The organism is Brunnivagina elsteri CCALA 953 (genome assembly GCF_002289455.1).
Taxonomy (GTDB): Bacteria; Cyanobacteriota; Cyanobacteriia; order Cyanobacteriales; family Nostocaceae; genus Brunnivagina; species Brunnivagina elsteri.
Genome location: NZ_NTFS01000618.1, coordinates 1 through 2571 on the forward strand (window position 1 = coordinate 1; position 2571 = coordinate 2571).

The following is a 2571-nucleotide window of genomic DNA, read 5'->3' on the forward strand; positions in this document are numbered from 1 at the left end:
TCCCTATATTTTATATAGTAATCCTAAAATTATAATTATAAAACTCTAATTTTGGACAATATTAGGTAAGGTGACAGTAAATTTGCTACCCTTTTCAGGCTCAGAAACTACCTCAATTGAACCGTGATGAGCTTCAATAATATAACGTGATAAATATAAACCTAAACCACTACCAGAACCTTTATGTTTGCCAGAACGAAAACGCTGAAATAACATTGCTTGGTCTTGACTAGAAATTCCGGAACCTGTATCCTGAATCTCAATAGTGATAATATCTGAATTGATATTTAAGCGCACATTTATAGAGCCTGATTCTGTAAACTTAATTGCATTCCCCAACAGATTCGTTATTACCCGTCGTAATTCAATGCGATCGCCCGAAATAAGACTTTCGCTACCAGTGTGATTTCCCGATGTTTCCAAATTGATAACTAACCCTTTCTCTGCTGCCAAAGGGGTTAATTCTTGAGTGACTTCACTAACTAATTTATGAATATCAAAACGAGAAACTTTTAAACTTTTGCTACCAGCCTCATGACGATATACTTCTAGTAAATTATTCACCATTGTCAGCAAATCTTCATTGCTACCAATCATCGTCTTAAAAATATTCAAAGATTCCGGTGTAACAGAAAAAAATACTCCTTCTTGCATTAACTTTAATATTCGATTTGCGGCAACCAGAGGTGTTCGTAAATCATGGGTAAAGCGAGAAACAAAATCCTCCCGTAAGTTTGCCATTTGGTCACGTTCGTCTATACTATGTTTAAGACGCAATAAAGAACGAACCCTTGCATATAACTCTTCCGGATCGAATGGTTTGCGGATAAAGTCATCAGCTCCAGCATCAAGCCCTTCAACCAGACTCGATTGTCCGTGGGCAGTAATTAGCAAAATAGGAATATATGGTAGATTTTTATTTTGACGAATACGACGAGTAAATTCATAACCATCCAATTCTGGCATCATCACGTCTAACAAAATTAAATCTGGTAGCCCATCTTCAACCATCCTCAAACCAGTTTTACTATCTTCTATCAAACTAACTTCGTAACCTTCCGTCTCTAAAACCGTTTCTAGCAACAGCAAATTTTCAAAAATATCATCAACAATTAGGATTTTGTCTTTTTTGACAGATTTATGAAGATACATAATGTTCTTGAAGATAAATAAACACTCATCGCACACATTTATAATGCCAATCCTATTTGCACAATAAATATATTTCATTAAAATATCGTTTTCCCTATCTCAAGGCTAGATGCCTAAGTCTAGTTTTCTCAAATAAAAAATCTATCTAGGGGAAGATGCACCAAATACCATATACTTACCAACACTATCATGCGAAGGGTGGGGAGACCCCACCCCTACAATTGGGGACAATAGACATCTCCAGAAAATATGTAGAGACGTACCAATACGGAGGCTCTACAAGGGTTTTGGGTAACGCATAATTAATTTTCGGAGATGTCTAATTTATGGAGGTATGGAGTATTCAAATAATGTGTAGACTAACAGAGAATTGATTTGAGCTTTATTCCTACTTGTAGTAGATGTGATTGAGTTAAAATGTTAACAATAAATAGTACTTTTTGCATAACTTTACCAATACAATAAGAATGTTATTTTAAGCTGTACTTTTAAGATATAGAATTCAGAGAGAGAAAAACAGCCATGAGCGAGATTAAGGTGATTGTAATTGAAGACCATAACCTTACCAGAATGGGCTTGCGGGCTGCTTTACAAACCGAGCCGGAAATCAAGATTATCGGTGAAGCTGCTAATGCCACAGATGGATTGCAGCTGCTCAAAACAATGAAGCCAGATGTGGCTACTATTGATATTGGTTTGCCTGACATGGATGGGATTGAACTAACACGCAAATATAGGCAATATCAGCAAGAAACTCAAGATTTTACAACAAATCTCCTCATTTTAACCATGCAGAACAGCGAGGAAACTGTACTAGCTGCCTTTGGAGCGGGAGCAGATTCTTACTGTATGAAGGATATCGACAGCGATCGCTTAATCAACGCAGTCAAAATAACATCCACAGGTAGCTCATGGATCGATCCTGCGATCGCAGATATTGTCCTCCAACAAGTACGGCAGGATGACATCAATAGCACAAGCTCAAAACGGGTGATGATTACAGGTTTGGAGCCAGAATTGGAAAAAACTATCGAAAGCTTTCCTCTAACTCAACGAGAAAAAGAAGTTTTAGAGTTAATTGTTGCAGGTTGTGACAATGCGGAAATAGCGAAAAGACTTTACCTCACCGTCGGTACTGTCAAAACCCATGTTCGTGGTATCTTGAGTAAGCTTTGCGTTGCCGATCGCACCCAAGCTGCGGTTCGTGCTTTACGTGGTGGATTAGTCCATTAATTAAAATATTCTCCGCGTTTAAAAGCTAAACCTCAATTCATTTTGAGTATAATATTATACTAATTATTTGAGGCGATAGCCCATACCATGAACAGTCTCAATTTACATTAGAGTAATCCAAGAAATAAATGATCCAACTGTTGATCCTGAGTCGCTATGTAATAGACAGAGATGCTTCATTGCGCT

At 37.3% G+C, this 2571-nt stretch carries 2 protein-coding genes; one reads left to right on the forward strand and one right to left on the reverse strand.

Annotated elements, in window-relative coordinates; translation table 11 throughout:
* Positions 1 to 45 precede the first annotated feature (45 nt).
* The gene (locus tag CK510_RS29115) at positions 46 to 1152 is read right to left on the reverse strand and encodes a hybrid sensor histidine kinase/response regulator (protein ID WP_095724942.1); all 1107 of its coding nucleotides are present in this window, start codon (positions 1150 to 1152) and stop codon (positions 46 to 48) included.
* 522 nt (positions 1153 to 1674) lie between these two features.
* Here CK510_RS29115 and CK510_RS29120 point away from each other — a divergent pair.
* Positions 1675 to 2385, forward strand: a complete 711-nt coding sequence (locus tag CK510_RS29120) for a response regulator (protein WP_095724943.1) — start codon at positions 1675 to 1677, stop codon at positions 2383 to 2385.
* Positions 2386 to 2571: the final 186 nt, after the last annotated feature.

Excerpts from the sequence above, each read along its gene's own strand:
- CK510_RS29115 (WP_095724942.1), bottom strand. The coding sequence starts at position 1,152 with ATGTATCTTCATAAATCTGTCAAAAAAGACAAAATCCTAATTGTTGAT.
- CK510_RS29120 (WP_095724943.1), top strand. The coding sequence starts at position 1,675 with ATGAGCGAGATTAAGGTGATTGTAATTGAAGACCATAACCTTACCAGA.